The organism is Aeromonas sp. 600948, assembly GCF_049174875.1.
GTDB classification, from domain to species: Bacteria; Pseudomonadota; Gammaproteobacteria; order Enterobacterales; family Aeromonadaceae; genus Aeromonas; species Aeromonas veronii_A.
In genome coordinates, this window is sequence record NZ_JAAKTY010000001.1 from 283,907 (window position 1) to 301,243 (window position 17,337).

The following is a 17,337-nucleotide window of genomic DNA, read 5'->3' on the forward strand; positions in this document are numbered from 1 at the left end:
CGAGCCGTTTTTCGTTAACAAACAAGAGTGTGAGTCATGAAAAAAGTCATTACCGTGTGCCCCTATTGCGGCACCGGTTGCAAAATCAACCTGCTGGTTGAAAACGACAAGGTGGTGGGGGCCGAAGGCGCCAACGGCCGGACCAACGAGGGGCAGCTTTGCCTCAAGGGTTATTACGGTTGGGATTTTTTGAACGACACCAACCTGCTGACCCCCCGTCTCAAGAGCCCGATGATCCGCCGCGAGCGCGGTGGCAAGTTCGAGGCTGTCTCCTGGGATGAAGCGATCGAGTTTGCCAGCAGCCGTCTCTCTGCCATCAAGGCGAAATATGGCCCGGACGCCATCATGACTACCGGCTCTGCCCGTGGCCCGGGCAATGAAGCCAACTATGTGATGCAGAAATTTGCCCGTGCGGTGATTGGGACGAATAACGTCGACCACTGCGCGAGGGTGTGACACGCACCCTCAGTCTCCGGTCTGGAGACAACTGTAGGCAACGGCGCCATGAGCAACGCCATTCCCGAAATTCAAGAGACCAAGTGCCTGCTGGTGTTTGGTTACAACGCTGCTGACTCTCACCCCATCGTCGCCCGCCATATCCTCAAGGCGAAGGCAAACGGGGCCAAGGTGATTGTGTGTGATCCCCGTATGGTGGAGACCGCCCGCATCGCCGATCAGTGGCTGCCGCTCAAAAACGGTTCCAACATGGCGCTGGTTAACGCCTTCGCCAACGTGTTGATCAATGAAGGGCTCTACAACAAGGCCTTTGTCGCCAACTACACCGAAGGGTTCGAGACCTTCAAGGCGACGGTGGCCAAGTACACCCCGGAATATGTCGAGGGGATCACTGGCCTCAAAGCTGCCGATATCCGCGCCGCCATTCGCACCTATGCCGAGTCGCCTGCGTCCATGATCCTGTGGGGCATGGGGGTGACCCAGTACGGTCAGGCGGTGGATGTGGTCAAGGGGCTGGCGGGTCTGGCGCTTCTGACCGGCAACTTTGGTCGCCGTGGCACCGGTTGCGGGCCGGTGCGCGGTCAGAACAACGTGCAGGGCACCTGTGACATGGGGATGCTGCCGCACCAGTTCCCGGGTTATCAGTCGGTGGCCGATCCCGAGATCAGCGCCAAGTTCGCCAAGGCGTGGGGCGTGGCGTCACTCTCCCAGAAACCCGGCTATCGCCTGACGGAGCTTGGCCACAAGGTGGGGGAGGGCAAGTGCAAGGCCTTCTACATCTTCGGTGAAGATCCGGCCCAGACCGAAGCTGACTTGGGTCAGTTCCGCCGCACTCTGGCGGGGATGGAGCTGGTGATCGTGCAGGATATCTTCATGACCCAGACTGCCGAGATGGCCGACGTCATTCTGCCCGCCACCAGCTGGGGCGAGCATGAAGGGGTCTACAGCTCGGCGGATCGCGGCTTCCAGCGCTTCTACAAGGCGGTGACGCCCCCTGAAAACGTGAAACCGGACTGGGCCATCTTCTCGTTGATGGCGACCGCCATGGGGTATCCCATGGAGTACCACAACACCGAAGAGATCTGGGACGAGATGCGTGCGCTCTGCCCGCTCTACGCCGGGGTCAGCTACGACAAGATGGCCGATCTCAAGAGTGTGCAGTGGCCTTGCCCGACCGAGGATCACCCGGGCACCAGCACCCTGTTCGAGGGGAACGTGTTCACCACCCCGAGTGGCAAGGGTCAGCTGATCGCCTCCGAGTGGCGGCCGCCGCTGGAGCAGCCCTGTGCCGAGTACCCGCTGGTGCTCTCCACCGTGCGCGAGGTGGGTCACTACTCCTGCCGCTCCATGACCGGCAACTGCTCGGCGCTGCAGACCCTGGCCGATGAGCCGGGCTATGTGCAGATCCACCCGAGCGATGCCAAAAAGCTCGGGGTGAAGGATCAGGCGCTGGTCTGGATCTCGTCGCGCCGTGGCAAGGTGATCACCCGCGCCAACTACAACGACCGGGTCAACGCCGGGGTGGTCTACATGACCTACCAGTGGTGGATCGGGGCCTGCAACGAGCTCACCATCGAGCACGTCGATCCCGTCTCCCACACGCCGGAGTACAAGTACTGCGCGGTGAAGATCGAGCGCATCGACAATCAGCCTGAGGCGGAAGTGTACGTCCAGACTGAATACAGCGCGCTCAAGGCGAAATTGCGCTGCGCAGCCAAGGGCTGACCGCCCTAAAAAAGAGGTTCTGCACAAATAAGGGAACCCGACTCGGATTTATCGAGTCGGGCACCCTTTTATTACCCAAAAAAAGGGGAGTAAATGATGCAACATGAAATTGGTCGCTTATTCGGACTTTTCTATATTGGCACCTATCTGGCGGCGATATTGCTGGGAATAGGTTGCTATATTTGGCGCGACGAGATGATATTTCTGCTCGGCTTCGGTTTTTTCGGCTGTTTTATGGCGGCACGCCTTGCCATGAGCAGCGTATTTTCTGCCTTGAGTATTTCCAGTGCCTGGCTGATCGGGTTTATCTCCACCACCTTGATCAACGGCCTGCTGCTGGGGGTGATCACCCTGCTGATCTACCTCACTCACCAGAGCGTCACCACCGAGCTTGCCGACAACGCCAGCTGGCTGCTGATGGCCTTCCAGAGCTTGTCGGCCCTCTTTATCTTCGGTGGCCTGAAGTGCTGCCACAGCCGGATCATCACCTCATAAACTGCCGATAAATGGGCTGCAAACGCCATCTTGAAACCCGCAGCCAGCGAAGAGGAAAGGGCAGATCTGACAGTTGACGGCGGCCCACTTTTCGGGCGCCTTAATTGAGATCAAGAACTGATGAAATAACCGGTTAAATATGGCCATCAGATATATTAAATCGGATTGTAATGAAATTTGAGCTCATCTATGATGAGTTGCCATTCCAATATATCCCCCGATAACGATGTTACTTTTTGTTGTCGTTCGTTAATAACAACTCTGGAATTGCAACATGCGACAATTTTCGTCACCGCTTTTCTTATTGGCAGCCGCTTTTACGGGCTGCGGCTATTTATTTTGGTGACGGGTGCTTGTCGTGATGCGATGGCATGGACAGCCTGACTGGTGACTAAATCGATATAACGTGAGGCCGCAATGCTAAATGTGAGTGCCATCCCCCTGGACGAGATCTCTCCCATCTGGGACGACGGTTTCCTCCTGCTCTCCAAATCCCTCCTGTCGGCCGTGACGCTCGATGATTTTATCCACAAACTCAACAAGATAGATGCCAGCTTCGGCGGCGTGACCCGGGTCAACCTGATCCTCAACATGGGTGCGGACGAGGAGGCCATCTTCTACTTCATGGGACATTCCGGCCCAAAGCATCTGGTCTGCCCCAAGGCAGAGCTGCACCTCTCCCCCCGTCCTACCAAAGAGACCCCGGAACAGGCCATCATTCTCGCTGCCGCCCGCTTTGAGAATCGCTGCCCGGCGCTGGATCGCGAAGGGGTCTACGGGGGGCTGCGCTCCTACTGCCAGCTCCCCATCACCACTGCCCGCAGCCACCTTGGCGGGGTCGAGTTTATCAACACCCAGCTCGACAGCTTCACCATGGAGACCCTCGCCAAGCTGACCCAGCTGGCGGCCATTATCGCCATTGCGCTGGAGAACGTGCTCGACAAGGAGCGCACCCTGGAGCAGGCTAACTCCCTGCGCCTTGAGCGCGACAGCTGCAAAATTCTGGTGGATGTGACCAATGCGGTGATCAAACTGGTGCGCATTGCCGAGCTGCCCAAGAGCCTGTTTGCCATCCTGCATCACCACTTTGGCATCAGCAGCTTGTGTCTGGCCGAATACAACGCCACCTCCGACAGCTTCAAAAGCTATCTGGTCAATCAGCACCAGAGCGAGCAGCCGGGCATCATCGATCACTCCTGTTTTGAAAAGAAGTGCCTGCAGGGTGCCCTTGGCCACAGCGAGCCGTTTTTCGTCTATCGCGAACACGGTCACGGCTGCAGCAATCGCTGCCGCTTTACCTCCCAGATCCTGCCGCCAGAGGCCGACAGCTCCTGTATTTTGCCGCTGCGTTATCGGGGCAACCTGCTGGGGGTGTTGATCCTCTCGCACCCCAACGCCGACTTCTTTGCCGATATCGATATCTCCCTGCTGGAGCAGGTGGCGGCGCGCACGGCCATTGCCATGAACAACGTGCAGGCCCAGCAGGAGATCTCCAACACCAACGGCGCCAAAGAGAAGACCATTCGCATCAACGAGCCGCAGATGCAGGGGGAGTTCCCCCACATCATCTACCAGAGCGCCGTGATGGCGAACGTACTGGAGAAGGTGCGGCTGGTGGCCGAGAGCGACAGTACCGTGCTGATCCTCGGCGAGACCGGCACCGGCAAGGAGCTGATCGCCCAAGCCATTCATGCCCTGAGTACCCGCCACAACCACGAGATGGTGAAGGTGAACTGCGCCGCCATCCCCACCGGCCTTATCGAGAGCGATCTCTTTGGCCACGAGAAGGGGGCCTTTACCGGCGCCTTGACCCAGCGGATCGGCCGTTTCGAGCGGGCCCACAAGGGCACCCTGTTCCTCGACGAAGTGGGGGATATGCCGCTGGACTTGCAGCCCAAACTCTTGCGGGTATTGCAGGAGCACGAGCTGGAGCGGGTGGGCAACAGCAACCCCATCGCAGTGGATGTGCGGTTGGTGGCCGCCACCAACTGTGATCTGCTCTCCATGGTCAAGAACAAGCGTTTCAGAAGCGATCTCTACTACCGTCTCAACGTCTTTCCCATCGAGTTGCCGCCCCTGCGGGAGCGGCGCGAGGATATTCCGCTCTTGGTCAATTTCTTTATCAAGAAGATTGCCAAGCGGATGCGCCGCACCATCACCTCGATCCCCGCCGATGCCATGAAGATGCTGGTGTCGCTCCCCTGGTACGGCAATATCCGCGAGCTGGAGAACGTCATCGAGCGCGCCGTGGTGATGACCCGCGGCCATGTGCTCAACCTCTCGCCCGATGAGCTGATGCCGCTCAAGGGCTACCACAAGATTGAGACCCTGGTTTATGACGAACCCGCCACGCCGCTCTTTGCCGAGGAGGGGCCGACCGATGAGCGCGAGGCGATCATCGCTGCCCTGCGTGACTGCAACGGCATCGTCGCTGGCGAACGAGGGGCGGCCAACCGCCTCGGCATGAAGCGCACCACCTTGCTTTCGAAAATGAAGCGGCTCGGCATTTCGGCCAGAGATCCCGAGATCATTGACGGGGTTGCACCATGAGAGAGGCCATAGAGCTTGAGGCGCGAAGCGAGCAGAGCAAACAGAACGAGCTGGCCCGCTGCGCCATCCACCGCGAGGTGGTGCACTACCGCGCTGATACCTTGACCTGCGACAGCGAGATGGAGCTCCCCTCCGAGACGCCGGTGGCGCTGGTCTACAACGGCATCGCCCACAGCGTGATGATGTGCTCGGCCTCTGATCTGGAGGATTTCGCCATCGGGTTTTCGCTATCCGAGGGGATCATCGACAGCCTGCTCGATATCCACGACATCGAGCAGATCGACGGCTGTCAGGGGATTGAGCTGCATATCACCCTGGCCAATCGCTGCGTCCATCGCCTCAAAGAGAAGCGGCGCACCATGGCGGGGCGCACCGGTTGCGGCATCTGTGGCAGCGAGAGTCTGGAGCAGGTGATCCGCACCCAACCAAGCTTGCCCGACAGCCAGCGTCTGGCGGTAGGGCATATCGACAAGGTGCTGAGCGCGCTGCGCCCGCTCCAGCTGCTGGGTCAGCGTACCGGCGCTACCCATGCGGCAGTGCATCTGGATGGTGAGGGCAACATTCTCGCCATCCGTGAGGATGTGGGACGCCATATTGCACTGGACAAGCTGGTAGGCCATCTGTGCCGCGTTGGCCGCCGTGACGGTGCCATTCTGGTGACCAGCCGCGCCAGTTTCGAGATGGTGCAAAAGTGCGCCAGCGCCGGCGTGGAGATCTTGCTCGCCATCTCGGCCGCTACCGAGCTTGCGGTCGAGCGGGCCGAGCAGACCGGCCTGACGCTGGTGGGTTTTTGCCGTCCCGGGCGGGCCGAAATCTACAGCGGCTGCCAGCGTATCCTGCTCAAGTAATGGCAAGGCCGCAAACCCGCTAAACGGGTAACGAAAACAGGCAATGAAAAAGGGCGGGGAGTGTGACTCCCCGCCCTTGTTGTATCTGCTGCTGTGGCGAATTAGCGCGCCAGCAGAATACGCAGCATGCGGCGCAGCGGCTCGGCGGCGCCCCACAGCAGCTGGTCACCCACGGTAAAGGCGGCCAGATACTCAGGGCCCATATTGAGCTTGCGCAGACGGCCCACCGGAATGCTGAGGGTGCCGGTGACGGCCGCCGGAGTCAGCTCGCGGGCGGTGATGTCGCGATCGTTGGGGATCACTTTCACCCAGTCGTTGTGGGCAGCCAGCAGGGCTTCGATCTCCGCCAGCGGCACATCCTTTTTCAGCTTGATGGTGAACGCCTGGCTGTGGCAGCGCAGGGCGCCGATCCGCACACAGAGACCATCCACCGGAATGACGGCATTCTCGATACCCAAAATCTTGTTGGTCTCGGCCTGACCCTTCCACTCTTCACGGCTCTGGCCGTTGTCGAGCTTGGTGTCGATCCAGGGGATAAGGCCACCGGCCAGCGGCACGCCGAAGTTGTCCACCGGCAGGGTGCCGGAGCGGGTCTTCTCGGTGATCTTGCGCTCGATGTCGAGGATGGCGGAGGCAGGGTCGGCCAGCTCGACCGCTACTTCGTCACGCAGCATCCCCATCTGGGTGACCAGCTCGCGCATATGGCGGGCACCGCCACCGGAGGCCGCCTGATAGGTGGCCACGCTCACCCACTCCACCAGGTCGGCCTTGAACAGGCCGCCGAGGGCCAGCAGCATCAGGCTGACGGTGCAGTTGCCGCCGACGAAGGTCTTGATGCCATCGTTCAGGGCCTGCTCGATGACATCGCCGTTGACCGGATCCAGAATGATGACGGCGTCTTTCTCCATCCGCAGGGAGGAGGCGGCGTCAATCCAGTAACCCTGCCAGCCAGCGGCTTTCAGGCGCGGATAGACATCCTTGGTGTAGTCGCCGCCCTGGGCTGTGATGATGATATCCTGCTTGGCCAGCGCCTCGATATCGAAGGCGTCCTGCAGAGTACCGGCATCGACGCCGAAGTTGGGGGCGGCCTCACCGGCCTGGGAGGTGGTGAAGAATGTGGGTTGAATATGGGCGAAATCCTGCTCTTCCTGCATCCGGCTCATCAGAACCGATCCCACCATGCCACGCCAACCGACCAAACCTACTTTTTTCATATTGTCCTACCCTGGATTGCTGCTAAAGAAACTCGCGATGACACCCGTAACCCCTTGTCTGGCGACGCCTGTTTACAAGCGGTTTACAGGCCATTTAAAAAATATGCGCTGCGAAAAATGCGTCTATCCACATTACGGATTGTGACGGCTTGCGCAAGTCGAATTGCGCAATATTCTGTGCCGTTTGCTGCATTAACCGGCAGCCAGAGCACCGCTCAGGCAGACGGGGAGGGAGAAGGTCAACATCAGACGAAAAGGCCACCGTTTATGGCGGTGGCCTGTCAATAAAGCGGTCGAGAACGTCCTCTGCTGTTGTCTGGGGGCGCAGTTGGCGAGTGAAACAGCCCGACAGCGTAGGCGCTTAGCCGTAACGGGCCAGGGTCAACCCCTCATCGCTGATGGCAGGTTCGCTGCCGCTGATAAGATCGCACAACAGCTGACCCGAACCGGCCGCCATGGTCCAGCCCAATGTGCCGTGGCCGGTATTGAGCCAGAGGCCGGGAATGGGGCTTGGCCCCACCAGTGGGGTGCCATCCGGCGTCATGGGGCGCAGGCCGGTCCAGAACTCGGCTTGGCTGATATCGCCCCCTTCGGGAAAGAGATCGCCCACCACCATCGCCAGAGTGTCGTGGCGTCTGGGGTTGAGAGCGAGGTTGTAGCCCGACAGCTCCGCCATGCCGCCGACCCGGATCCGCTCGTCAAAGCGGGTGATGGCCACCTTGTAGGTCTCGTCGAGCACGGTGCTGCGCGGTGCGGCCTCGGCATTGATCATCGGCAGGGTGAGGGAGTAGCCCTTGACCGGATAGACAGGTAGCTCCAGCCCGAGCGGGCGCAGCAGCGGCCGCAAAAAGCCGGTGGCATAACTGCCAAGTGCACAGACGATGGCATCGGCGCGATAGCGCTGCTCGCCCGCCCGCACCGCCACGGCGCGGCCGCGGGCTTGCTCAATCTCGTCGATGTCGCAGTTGAAGACGAACTTGACCCCGAGCTTCTCGGCTTCAAAGGCAAGTGCCTTGGTGAAGCGGAAGCAGTCGCCGGTCTCGTCGCCGGGCAGACGCAAGCCGCCGACGATTTTGCCACGCACCCGCGCCAGCGCAGGCTCTGCCGCTTCGCAGCCGCTGGCATCCAGCGACTGGTAGGGGACGCCATACTCCTCCAGCACCTCGATATCGCGTTGACTGGCATCGAGCTGGGACTGGCTGCGAAACAGCTGCAGGGTGCCGAGCTGGCGCCCTTCGTAATCGATGCTCAGCTCGTCGCGCAGCAGCTTCATACAGTCGCGACTGTATTCGGCCAGACGCACCATGCGCCCCTTGTTGGTGGCATAGGCGGTCGGAGTGCAGTTGGCGAGCATTCTGAGCATCCAGCGTAGCTGGAAGGGGTCGGCAGTGGGGCGCACAGTGAAGGGGGCATGCTTTTGCAGCATCCACTTGGCGGCCTTGAGGGGAATGCCGGGGGCCGCCCAGGGGGCCGCATAACCCGGGGATATCTGCCCGGCGTTGGCATGGCTGGTTTCAAGGGCGACGCCACCTTGTCGCTCCAGCAGGGTCACCTTGTGACCCGCTTTGGCCAGATACCAGGCGCTGGTTACCCCTATCACGCCGCCACCGAGAACCACTATCTCCATATCGTCTTTCCTTGACTGATCTCCTGATGTGGCCACCACCATAATCAGCCGCCACAGGATATTCAACCGCTCTGCGCAGGATTGGGATCTCCGTCTGCTTGCCTGTCACAGGCTGGTGTTTGGTGCGATAACGTGCCTGATTTCCAGCGTAAAGCGCTGTGATGTTGTGAGGGGCATGGCCCACTTACAGCTGCTCCAGCTTGATCAGGTACTGCTCCGCCGTCGCCAGAATGGCCTGCTGCTGTTCGGCGGCTTGGCTATCCCAGTTGGCATAGGGGAGGGCGAGGCGGGGATTGCCGCCCAGTTTGTCCCGATTGCGCCAAAGAAAGTGCCAGTAGAGGCTGTTGAAGGGGCAGCTCCCGTCGCCGTGGCGTGCTTTGACCTGATAGTGGCACCCCTTGCAGTAGTGGCCCATCCGCTCGAGATAGGCGCCGCTGCTGGCGTAGGGCTTGCTGCCCATCAGGCCACCGTCGGCAAACTGGCTCATGCCGCGGGTGTTGGGCAGCTCCACCCACTCGATGGCATCCACATAGATGCCGAGATACCACTGATCCACCTCATCGGGGTCGATCCCCGCCAGCAGGGCAAAATTGCCGGTCACCATCAGCCGCTGGATATGGTGGGCGTAGCCGTGCTCAAGGGATTGGTTGATGGCGTGGCGCACGCAGGCCATCTTGGTTTCGCCGCTCCAGAAAAAACCGGGCAGCGGCCGGTTGGCCCCGAGAAAATTGGTCTGCTGGTAGTCGGGCATCTTTTCCCAGTAGAGGGCGCGGACAAACTCGCGCCAGCCGAGGATCTGGCGGATAAAACCCTCTACCTGCGCCAACGTGATAGTGCCCTGATTGGCCTGCCAGTGGGTCTCGGCGGCGCGGATCACCTCAAGCGGATGAAGCATCTTGCTGTTGAGGGAAAACGACAGACGGCTGTGAAACAGGCTCCAGCCCCGCTCGCTCAGGGCATCCTGATAGCGGCCAAAGTGAGGCAGGCAGTGGGTGAGAAAATGGGTCAGCAGATCGCGACTCTGACGCCTTGTGATGGGCCACGGTAGTTGGCTGGCATCTGCCTCGCCGATGGTGCTGACCCCGTGGCGGGTCAGCATGGCATCAATCTCGCTCACCTTGTTGGCAAAGGTGAGGGGTTCCGGGATGGGCTGTCTCGCCGGCAGCTTGGCGCGGTTCTCGTCATCAAAATTCCAGCGCCCGCCAAGGGGTTGGCCGCGCTCATCGAGCAGCACCCTGTATTGCTTGCGCAGGGCGCGGTAGAAGAACTCCATCCGGCTGTGAGGATAGCGCTGCCAGCCATCACGGGGGGTGAGAAAATGTTCGCTATCTACCTCGGTAGCAGGGATGGCAAGGCCCGCCGCCCAGCTTTTCAACTGGCTGGCGAGGCGCCACTCATCCGGGCTCTGCCAGGCAAAGCTGTCGGCCTGATGCGCCGCGATTTGGGCTGCCAGCAGGCTGGGCAAGTCGGGCCAGCGGGCACTCTCATCGAGGGTCAGGTAACAGACGCGGTGGCCCGCTTGGGTGAGGGCTGCCGCGAAGGCGCGCATGGCGGCAAAGAAGGCCAGCACCTTCTGACGATGGTGGCGGCAGTAATCGGTCTCCTGACGCAGCTCCGCCATCAGATAGCAGATTGCCGGATCCGGGGTGCGAAACCAGCTGTGACCGGCATTCAGCTGATCGCCGAGAATCAGGCGCAGCTCCATCACACTGGCTCCCCGTTATGTTGGCAGCAGCAGTGACGAGCGTGTCGACAGCGCTCGCTGCAGTAGCGAACTTCCTCCCAACTGCGCGCCCACTTGCGTCGCCAGCTGAAGGGGCGCTGGCAGACGGGGCAGATCTTCTCGGGCAGATGGGGTTTGCGATGCATGATGGCTTCCGGCCCTGGCTGATGGGGGATGCGGCGTGTGGGTAGGGAGAATAACGAACCGGGGGCGCGGGCGGATCAACTTCACAGCCGGTTTGCCGCGCAGATGCCTACTTTGTGAGCGGGCGCACAGCCCATCGGTGCTCCCCTTGTTTGCAAATTAACCAGCCGTTAACATGGCGAGGCTGCCCGTTGGCAGCATCCATCAACGGATCTTATTGGCCATCGACTGTCTACAACCGATATGGAGGGGAGTGATGCCAATCATGACAGCTACGCCCCGGGCAGCTTGCCTGCTCGCCCACTGGTATACCCGGGATCCCATTCTCACCTTCGACTTTCCTCACCGCTGATTGGCGGCACCCGCCGTTTGAATTTGTCAGCCGGACGACCCTGATCGCCCCGGCCTCTTTGCCAATCCCGATTTCAAACACACTGGCCTTGCGCCGGTGAGGAGTCTTTTATGCGTCGTATACCCGAGCCGTTTCGTATCAAGATGGTCGAGCCCATCAAACAGACCACTGGAGCCGAGCGTCGTGCTGCCCTCGAGGCCGCTGGCTGGAACCCCTTCCTGCTGCTGGCCGAAGATGTCTATATCGATCTGCTGACTGACAGCGGTACCGGTGCCATGTCCGATCGTCAGTGGGCCGGCATCATGATGGGGGATGAGGCCTATGCGGGCAGCCGCAACTTCGTCGAGCTGGAGCGCACGGTGCGCGACATTTTTGGTTACCAGCATGTGATGCCCACCCACCAGGGGCGCGGGGCCGAGCAGATCCTCTTCCCCGAGCTGGTCAAGCGCTGCAAGGGCAAGGCACCTGTCTTTATCTCCAACTATCACTTCGACACCACCAAGGCCCATGTGGAGTTGGCTGGCGCGCGGGCCATCAACCTGCTCACCCCGAAAGCCCTCGATACCACGGCCCCCTACGCCTGGAAGGGGGATTTTGATCTTCCTCGCCTGAGCGACACCATCGAGACTATGGGGGCCGACAACGTGGCCGGTATCATCATCACGGTCACCTGCAACAGCGCCGGTGGCCAGCCGGTTTCCATGGCTAATATGGAGGCGGTCTCGGCGCTGGCCCGTCGTCACCAGATTCCGGTGGTGATCGACGCTGCCCGCTTTGCCGAGAATGCCTGGTTTATCAAGGAGCGGGATCCGGCTTATGCGAAGTGCAGCATCAAGGAAATAGTGCGCCAGATGTTTGCGCTGGGGGACATCTTCACCATGTCGGCCAAGAAGGACGGGTTGGTCAATATCGGCGGGCTCTGCTGCTTTAAAGAGGATCTCGACCTGTTCCGCGCGGTGCAGGTGCGCTGCGTGGCGATGGAGGGGTTTGTCACATACGGGGGCCTTGCCGGGCGGGACATGGCGGCGCTCGCTATCGGCCTGCGGGAGGGGATGGATGAGGAGTATCTCACCTACCGCATCAGTCAGGTGGCTTATCTCGGCGAGCGGCTGGCCGAGGCGGGGATCCCGATCCAGACCCCCACCGGCGGTCATGCAGTGTTTGTGGATGCCAAAAAGCTGCTGCCCCATATTCCGGCCGAGCAGTTCCCCGCCCATGCGCTCGCTTGCGAGCTCTATCTGGAAGGGGGCGTGCGCGGGGTGGAGATTGGCTCCCTGCTGCTGGGGCGCGATCCCGCCACCGGCAAGCAGGAGGCGGCGGACTTTGAACTGTTGCGTCTCACCATTCCGCGCCGGGTCTACACCCGGGATCACATGGACTATGTGGCCGACTGCCTGATCGCGGTGAAAGCGCGGGCCAGCGACATTCGCGGGCTCACCTTTGACTACGAGCCGCCGCTGCTGCGCCACTTCACCGCGCGGCTGAAACCGGTCTGATCAGCAATCGGTTAGACGGGGTGATCAACCACGCCAAGCTGTGAAGACTAAGAGCAGTTCCCGGTTAAACAGCCAAGTAAAAAGCCCCCGCACCAAGGTGCGGGGGCTTTCGTTTATCGAAGCAAACTGGATCAGACCGCCTGATACTCCAGCTCGACCGAGCCCAGCGCCTTGAGGGTGGACTGGGCGGAGTCACGCTGGCTGATCTGGCCGTTTTTATTCTCCAGCAGCACGGCGCGGCGGATGGTGGCGAGATCTTCGCCGTTAAGCACCGCATGGGCGCAGGCCATCTGCATCGGCGGCAGGCTGGGGTTGAAGGCGGCGTTCTCGGCGTAGCGGCCAGAGAAGATGCGGCCATCGGCAAACTGCAGCGCCACCGCGGCATAGCCCTGGCTATAGGGGGCGTAGCTTTGACGGGCGGCGGCCAGCGCGGCCTGCCACAGCGGGTCTTCGCTTTGAAGCTCAAGCTCTGCGTGATCCTGCGGGCTCATCAGCGCATCAGTGATGTCGAGATCCGCTGGGCCAAACGAGTGGGGCAGGAAGGATTGCAGGGCGCTCAGGTCATCGGGCAGAGAGACTTTCAGGATCTTAGCGGTGCTCAGCTCGTTCATGAACTGACGGCAGTGGCCACAAGGGGTGTAGTTGACGGTGATTTCAGAGATCCCGGTCTCGCCACCCAGCCAGGCGTTGGAGATGGCGGACTGCTCGGCGTGGACCGAGTGGAACAGACCTTGCCCCGCAAACTCCATGTTGGCGCCGAAGTACCAAGTGCCGCTCAGGCCACAGGCGATGGCACCGACATAAAACTTGGAGATGGGGGCTACCGAGCAGGCGGCAGCCAGCGGCAACAGGGCGAGGCGCAGGGCGCGATCATCGAGACCTGTGGCGGCTTTCAGGGTGGCGACTTGCTCCGGCGTGAAGCGGGCGTTGAAGTCGGCACTATCCAGCATGGGCTGCACGGCTGCTTTGAGCGGGGCAGAGAGGGTATCGAATGGCTTGGCAAAACGGGGATGCATAGTGTGTCCTCAAAGGCCAATTGGGCGGCCATTGTAGGGAGCAAGCTCGGGTAAATGTGTGAGCAGGCTCACGCCCTGACGGGCAAACGGAGGGGGATGGTAATGGAAACGTTTGTCTTGTGCAAATTGTGCGGCAGGTCGCACCCCGACAGCGCTGCAGAGCTGTCGGGGTGGCTAATCATCGGTCAGGTGAGCCAGTGATAGATGGCAAAGAGGAGGGGAGCGACGGCAGCGGTGAGAATGCCGCACACCACCATGGCGAGCGATGCAAAGGCGCCCTGGGTGATCCCCTTCTCGGCGGAGGTGGCGGTGCCGATGGCGTGGGCACAGGCCCCCATGGCGAGCCCTTGAGCTTCCGGGTCGGTCACTTTCAGCAGTTTGAGCAGCGGGTAGCCGATCAGGGCACCGACAATCCCCACCACCACCACCACGGCGGCCGCGATGGCGGGAATGCCGCCGATGGACTGGCTGACGCTCATGGCGAGCGGGGTGGTAATCGATTTGGTGGCAAGCGAAGCGAGCAGTGCCGGATCTGTGCCCATAAAATGACCGATCAGCAGAGTTGTGCACACCGAGATCAAGACGGAGGCGAGGGTACAGATTAGGATAGGCTTGAGCTTGGCCTGGATCTGGCGCGCCTGCTGATAGAGCGGTAGCGCCAGCGCCACCACGGCGGGCTCCAGCAGCATGGTAATGGGGCTGCTGCCGCGCTCGTACTGCTCAAGGGGCAGATCGAGCCAGAGCAGCAGGCCAATGATCACCGCAGTCGGCACCAGCACCGGATTGATGATGGGCCAGGGCAGGCGTCGATAGAGGGCGCGGGTGGCGAAATAGAGCGCCAGGGTCAGGGGAATTGCGAGCCAGAAGATCATTTGTTCATCCTCTGGTAGAGCCGACCGACGGTGGCGAGGATCAGGACGATCCCGAGCACGATGCAGAGCATGATGACGCCGAAGGATTGGCGCAGGGGCTCAAGCCAGGCCACCAGTCCGACCGCAACCGGCACGAACAGCACACCCATGTGGCGCAGCAGCAAGCCTGCCCCCAGCTCAACCCAGTGCAGCTTGATCAGTTGCAGGGAGAGCAGCACAAACAGCAGCAGCATGCCGATGATGCTGCCGGGAAAGGCGAAAGGCAGGATGGCTGCCACGGCTTTGCCTGCCAGCAGGCAGGCGACGATGACCATAAAGTCACGAAAGTACAGCAAGGCGCGTTGCGCGATCACGTGAACCTCATCGACTGGGAAGAAAAACCGCAGTTTACCAGAGAGGGCGGGTCGCAGCATTAAAACAATAACAACTGAAATCAGTTCATTTGAAGCTGATTTGATTGGCATTTTTTGAAAAGTGCCTGATAGAACCCTTTTCGAACTACAAGGAGTAGTGATGACATCCCTCTTGTCCCGAGTTCGCCAGTTGGCGAACGATACTGCGTTGCCACCCCATCTGCTGCAAACCCGCCAGTGGGAAGGGCCCCTGTGTCGGGTGCGACTCGACAACACTGGCCCTGATGCCACCCCGGTTGAGCGCTGGGTGCTGTTTGACGGCAAGCTTGGCCTGCCGGTGGAGAGTGCCATCTATGGCGAAGGATTCCAGATGCTGGCCCAGACCATGGGTAGCTGGCAATCACCGCAACATGTCGGCCGTTGCCCCGATGCCAGCGTTTATCGCATCACCGATGACAATGGCTATCACACCATTCACAACCTGTTGCTGGTGGAGCATGGCAAGGGGTGGCTGCTGCTCGCCTTTGCCAGCTGCCACCGTTTTGGCGGGGAGTTTCGCCTCTATCCTGATGGTCGCCTGCAGATCCTGATGAACTGCGAAGGGCGAAAACTTGCAGCCGGTGAGCACTGGCAGAGCGAGGCGCTGATCTGCCTCGAAGGGGCGGAGCGCGAGGATTTGCTGGCTGAGTTGGCACGGTTGATCGAGGCTGAGCACGGCTCGCTGATCGGCAAGGTGAGTGATCGCCCGAGCGGTTGGTGCTCCTGGTATCACTACTACGCCGAGGTGAGCGCTGCCGATATTCGCGAGAACCTGCAGGTGCGTGCCGAGCGTTTCCCGGCCCTGCGATATGTGCAGATCGACGACGGCTATCAGGCCAAGATGGGCGACTGGCTTACTCCATCGGCCAAGTTCGAGCAAGGAGTGGCAACACTGGCTGCGGAGATCAAACAGGCTGGCTGCGAGCCCGCCCTCTGGGTCGCTCCCTTTATCGCAGAGCCCGGTTCGCAGGTGTTTCAGGATCACCCCGACTGGTTTGTGAAGGGGGATGACGGCCTGCCGCTCCCCTCCGAGCGTGTCACCTATGGCGGTTGGCGTTGTACTCCCTGGTATGTGCTGGACGGTACCCACCCCGAGGTGCAAGCGCACCTTGAGCAGGTGTTTCGTACCCTGCGCGAGCAGTGGGACATCCACTACTTCAAGCTCGATGCCAACTTCTGGGGCGCCATCCACGGTGGCCGTTTCCACGATCCGGCCGCCACCCGGGTTGAAGCCTATCGACGCGGCATGGCGGCCATTCTGCGTGGTGCTGGTGAAGGGGCCTTCCTGCTCGGTTGCAACGCCCCCATCTGGCCAAGCCTTGGCTTGGTGCACGGCATGCGGGTGAGCGATGACGTGGAGCGCAATGGCCACCGCTATCGCCAGATCGCCCGCGAGGCCTTCTGCCGCGCCTGGCAAAATGACAAGCTCTGGGCCCTCGATCCCGACTGCATCTGTCTGCGCGATCTGCCGACCCAGCAGGCGAGCCAGGCTGAATACAGTTTTCATCTGGCTGCACTGGTGGCGAGCGGCGGCATGATGCTGGCGGGTGATCGGCTGCAAGATCTCGATGAGGAGCAGGCTGCGCAACTGTGCAAGCTGCTGGCGCTCTGCGCCGCCCGGGCACCCTCTGCCCGCTTCGAGTCGATGGATTTTGCCTGCGGCGAAGTGAGCCTGCCCGAGGGCGGCACTCTGCTCTGCCTGTTCAACTGGGAGGGGCAACCACAGGAGTTTCTGCTGCCGGAGGGGGGAACCGATTTTTGGCAGGGACAGGCAGTCGGTACGGCTGTCACCCTGCAAGGGGGCGAGGGGCGGGTGATCCGCTACACCTGATCACAGCGTCACCATAAACAATTCAGGCTCCATCACGGAGCCTGAATTGTTTCAATCAGCGGTTATCAGCCACGTTTTTCAGTAACGCCACTCAAAACCGACGGCGTATTTGGCGGAGCCATAGCCCGGGATGTCACTGCCGGAGGCGATCGCCTTGAGGGTCAGCAACGGGGTGATGGGCACCCCCAGACCAAAACCGATGGCCAGCTGATCATTGGGGTTCCCCATCAGATCGACCCGCATCACCCGATAGAGGGACATATCCTCGCTCAGGTGCATATAGGCTTGCGAAGCGCGGTTATAGACCTGACCAAACACCTCCAGCTGGAAACCTGACTGTGCGCTGATGGCCAGCGGTACCCCGACAAACTTGTAGAGATGGGAACCGTTGAAGTAGCTGTTGGTGATCAGGGGAGTGAAATCAGTCTGCTGATAAAGGGTATTGAAGTTCTGTTCTACGATGCGATAGGTCTGCTCGGGCAGGCGAGCAAGATAATCCGGCACATCGAACCGGTATGCGGCGTTGGCTGCCAGCGGCAGCAGGGCCAGTAATCCGAGCAGTGCGTGGTGACGAGGCATCAGCAAATGGCTTCCGT

General features: G+C 60.8%; 14 protein-coding genes. 6 read left to right on the forward strand and 8 right to left on the reverse strand.

Annotated features, from left to right (window positions below):
* The first annotated feature begins 36 nt into the window (after positions 1–36).
* From fdhF to fdhD, 4 genes are all read left to right on the forward strand, one after another.
* Positions 37–2,181 carry a formate dehydrogenase subunit alpha gene (gene fdhF, locus G5182_RS01180; RefSeq protein ID WP_227340644.1) on the forward strand — a complete coding sequence of 715 codons (2,145 nt, stop codon included), beginning with the start codon at positions 37–39 and terminating at the stop codon, positions 2,179–2,181.
* A 96-nt stretch (positions 2,182–2,277) separates the two neighbouring features.
* On the forward strand, positions 2,278–2,676 hold the full coding sequence (locus tag G5182_RS01185) for a hypothetical protein (protein WP_123174147.1): 399 nt from the start codon (positions 2,278–2,280) through the stop codon (positions 2,674–2,676).
* A 417-nt stretch (positions 2,677–3,093) separates the two neighbouring features.
* Positions 3,094–5,226 (forward strand): sigma 54-interacting transcriptional regulator, encoded by a 2,133-nt coding sequence (locus tag G5182_RS01190; protein ID WP_227340642.1) that lies wholly within the window; start codon positions 3,094–3,096, stop codon positions 5,224–5,226.
* Positions 5,223–6,074 (forward strand): formate dehydrogenase accessory sulfurtransferase FdhD, encoded by an 852-nt coding sequence (gene fdhD, locus G5182_RS01195; RefSeq protein WP_227340641.1) that lies wholly within the window; start codon positions 5,223–5,225, stop codon positions 6,072–6,074. The genes G5182_RS01190 and fdhD overlap by 4 nt, the downstream gene beginning before the upstream one ends.
* A gap of 101 nt (positions 6,075–6,175) precedes the next feature.
* Here the strand turns inward: fdhD and asd are convergent, their stop codons facing one another.
* The 4 genes from asd to G5182_RS01215 all read right to left on the reverse strand — a co-directional run bounded on the left by asd (position 6,176) and on the right by G5182_RS01215 (position 10,784).
* Positions 6,176–7,288, reverse strand: coding sequence for an aspartate-semialdehyde dehydrogenase (gene asd, locus G5182_RS01200; protein WP_005345266.1), 1,113 nt, complete (start codon positions 7,286–7,288; stop codon positions 6,176–6,178).
* A gap of 361 nt (positions 7,289–7,649) precedes the next feature.
* Positions 7,650–8,957, reverse strand: coding sequence for a D-amino acid dehydrogenase (locus G5182_RS01205; protein WP_339385145.1), 1,308 nt, complete (start codon positions 8,955–8,957; stop codon positions 7,650–7,652).
* A gap of 142 nt (positions 8,958–9,099) precedes the next feature.
* A complete protein-coding gene (locus G5182_RS01210) occupies positions 9,100–10,620 on the reverse strand; it encodes a cryptochrome/photolyase family protein (RefSeq protein WP_421254116.1) in 1,521 nt (506 codons plus the stop codon).
* Positions 10,620–10,784 carry a DUF2256 domain-containing protein gene (locus G5182_RS01215; RefSeq protein WP_227340638.1) on the reverse strand — a complete coding sequence of 55 codons (165 nt, stop codon included), beginning with the start codon at positions 10,782–10,784 and terminating at the stop codon, positions 10,620–10,622. The genes G5182_RS01210 and G5182_RS01215 overlap by 1 nt, the downstream gene beginning before the upstream one ends.
* A gap of 460 nt (positions 10,785–11,244) precedes the next feature.
* On the opposite strand from G5182_RS01215, the gene G5182_RS01220 reads away from it, so the two are divergent.
* On the forward strand, positions 11,245–12,630 hold the full coding sequence (locus tag G5182_RS01220; protein ID WP_227340637.1) for a tryptophanase: 1,386 nt from the start codon (positions 11,245–11,247) through the stop codon (positions 12,628–12,630).
* 131 nt (positions 12,631–12,761) lie between these two features.
* On the opposite strand, the gene cdd is transcribed toward G5182_RS01220, so the two are convergent.
* From cdd to G5182_RS01235, 3 genes are all read right to left on the reverse strand, one after another.
* A complete protein-coding gene (cdd, locus tag G5182_RS01225; RefSeq protein ID WP_005333283.1) occupies positions 12,762–13,646 on the reverse strand; it encodes a cytidine deaminase in 885 nt (294 codons plus the stop codon).
* 185 nt (positions 13,647–13,831) lie between these two features.
* On the reverse strand, positions 13,832–14,518 hold the full coding sequence (locus tag G5182_RS01230) for an LrgB family protein (RefSeq protein ID WP_033112624.1): 687 nt from the start codon (positions 14,516–14,518) through the stop codon (positions 13,832–13,834).
* Positions 14,515–14,871, reverse strand: coding sequence for a CidA/LrgA family protein (locus tag G5182_RS01235; RefSeq protein ID WP_227340636.1), 357 nt, complete (start codon positions 14,869–14,871; stop codon positions 14,515–14,517). The genes G5182_RS01230 and G5182_RS01235 overlap by 4 nt, the downstream gene beginning before the upstream one ends.
* A gap of 160 nt (positions 14,872–15,031) precedes the next feature.
* On the opposite strand from G5182_RS01235, the gene G5182_RS01240 reads away from it, so the two are divergent.
* Entirely contained in the window at positions 15,032–16,741 is a 1,710-nt protein-coding gene (locus tag G5182_RS01240; protein WP_227340635.1) for a glycoside hydrolase family 36 protein, read from the forward strand.
* A gap of 78 nt (positions 16,742–16,819) precedes the next feature.
* Here G5182_RS01240 and G5182_RS01245 read toward each other — a convergent pair whose 3' ends face one another.
* Positions 16,820–17,320, reverse strand: coding sequence for a hypothetical protein (locus G5182_RS01245; protein WP_005360277.1), 501 nt, complete (start codon positions 17,318–17,320; stop codon positions 16,820–16,822).
* Positions 17,321–17,337: the final 17 nt, after the last annotated feature.

Excerpts from the sequence above, each read along its gene's own strand:
- G5182_RS01205 (WP_339385145.1), bottom strand. The coding sequence starts at position 8,957 with ATGGTGGTGGCCACATCAGGAGATCAGTCAAGGAAAGACGATATGGAG.
- G5182_RS01185 (WP_123174147.1), top strand. The coding sequence starts at position 2,278 with ATGCAACATGAAATTGGTCGCTTATTCGGACTTTTCTATATTGGCACC.
- G5182_RS01240 (WP_227340635.1), top strand. The coding sequence starts at position 15,032 with ATGACATCCCTCTTGTCCCGAGTTCGCCAGTTGGCGAACGATACTGCG.
- G5182_RS01215 (WP_227340638.1), bottom strand. The coding sequence starts at position 10,784 with ATGCATCGCAAACCCCATCTGCCCGAGAAGATCTGCCCCGTCTGCCAG.
- G5182_RS01190 (WP_227340642.1), top strand. The coding sequence starts at position 3,094 with ATGCTAAATGTGAGTGCCATCCCCCTGGACGAGATCTCTCCCATCTGG.
- G5182_RS01230 (WP_033112624.1), bottom strand. The coding sequence starts at position 14,518 with ATGATCTTCTGGCTCGCAATTCCCCTGACCCTGGCGCTCTATTTCGCC.
- asd (WP_005345266.1), bottom strand. The coding sequence starts at position 7,288 with ATGAAAAAAGTAGGTTTGGTCGGTTGGCGTGGCATGGTGGGATCGGTT.
- fdhD (WP_227340641.1), top strand. The coding sequence starts at position 5,223 with ATGAGAGAGGCCATAGAGCTTGAGGCGCGAAGCGAGCAGAGCAAACAG.
- G5182_RS01210 (WP_421254116.1), bottom strand. The coding sequence starts at position 10,620 with ATGGAGCTGCGCCTGATTCTCGGCGATCAGCTGAATGCCGGTCACAGC.
- G5182_RS01245 (WP_005360277.1), bottom strand. The coding sequence starts at position 17,320 with ATGCCTCGTCACCACGCACTGCTCGGATTACTGGCCCTGCTGCCGCTG.
- cdd (WP_005333283.1), bottom strand. The coding sequence starts at position 13,646 with ATGCATCCCCGTTTTGCCAAGCCATTCGATACCCTCTCTGCCCCGCTC.
- G5182_RS01220 (WP_227340637.1), top strand. The coding sequence starts at position 11,245 with ATGCGTCGTATACCCGAGCCGTTTCGTATCAAGATGGTCGAGCCCATC.